The sequence below is a fragment of the Aeromonas sobria genome, from assembly GCF_050266975.1.
In the GTDB taxonomy this organism is placed as follows: domain Bacteria; phylum Pseudomonadota; class Gammaproteobacteria; order Enterobacterales; family Aeromonadaceae; genus Aeromonas; species Aeromonas sobria_B.
The window spans coordinates 1-1,198 of the sequence record NZ_JBKISU010000077.1 but is presented as its reverse complement, the minus strand read 5'-3'; the positions used below and the strand labels follow the sequence as shown (position 1 = coordinate 1,198).

1 protein-coding gene is annotated in these 1,198 nt (G+C 53.0%); it reads right to left on the bottom strand.

Going from position 1 to position 1,198, the window contains the following annotated elements:
- Positions 1–39: 39 nt before the first annotated feature.
- Positions 40–1,127, bottom strand: a protein-coding gene (locus tag ACLHZ1_RS20475) for an IS3 family transposase (RefSeq protein WP_427263527.1) whose coding sequence is annotated in 2 segments (ribosomal slippage) — positions 40–878 and positions 878–1,127 — 1,089 coding nt in all. Because the reading frame shifts where the segments join, the coding sequence is not laid out codon by codon here.
- Positions 1,128–1,198 lie beyond the last annotated feature (71 nt).

Genomic DNA, 1,198 nt, shown 5'->3' with positions numbered 1-1,198 from the left:
GGTAATCCCCCCATTTTTAGGGGCATTCAAAAGTAGAGGTCATGCAGCCTTTGTCAGATGCTGCTTTGGGGTATAACCATCCAGCGCCATATTGGGCCGCTCATGGTTATAAACCCATAGCCATTGTGTTGCAAACTCTTGGAGCTCCTCCAGTGTGCCAAACAGATGATGAGCCAACCAATCGTAACGTACCGTTCTGTTAAACCGCTCTATGTACGCGTTCTGCTGAGGATTGCTTGGTTGGATATACCCCAAGGTGATCTCCTGTTTCGCCGCCCACGCCTTGAGCACTTCGCTGATATATTCTGGTCCATTATCGCACCGGATCATCGCCGGTTTGCCACGCCACTCAATCACCTGCTCCAGTGCGCGCTTGACCCGTGAAGCGGGCAATGAAAAATCGACCTCAATGCACAGCGCCTCGCGGTTAAAATCATCGATCACATTAAACAGTCGCACTGACCGACCATCGCTCAGTTGATCGTGCATAAAATCCATCGACCAGCAGTGGTTAGGCTGGGCAGGTACGGCCAGAGCCTGCGGCTTTTCACGTACCAGTCGCTTCTTGGGCTTGATGCGCAAGTTCAGTTCAAGCTCCCGATAGATCCGGTAGACCCGCTTGTGGTTCCAAGCAAACCCTTTGACGTTACGCAGGTAGAGGAAGCAGAGGCCAAAGCCCCAGTTCCGCTGGCTGTTGGTGATACGCAGCAACCAATCCGCAATAAGCTGGTTTTCATCGGCGAGCATGGGTTGATAGCGATAACAGCCTTCGCTGACCTTGAAGATGTTGCAGGCTAGCCGGATAGAAATGGCAAAGAGTGACACGGCTTTGGTAGCCATCTCCCTGCGGGCAGATGGCGTCACCACTTTTTTGCTATGGCCTCGGCGATAATCTCGGCTTTGAGGCGCTCCTCGGCATACATCTTCTTGAGGCGGCGGTTTTCCTCCTCCAGCTCTTTGAGGCGAGCCATGAGAGAGGCATCCATGCCACCGAATTTGGTGCGCCACTTGTAAAAGGTCGCGGAACTGATGCCATGCTCGCGGCAGAGTTCAGGGACGGGTGAGCCAGACTCGGCCTGTTTGAGGATGGCGATGATTTGGGCATCGCTAAAGCGTGATGTTTTCATGTAGAACCTCCTGCGTTCAAGATACGAGAAAATTCTACTTATGAGCACCCCAGGTTTTCGGGGGGATTACC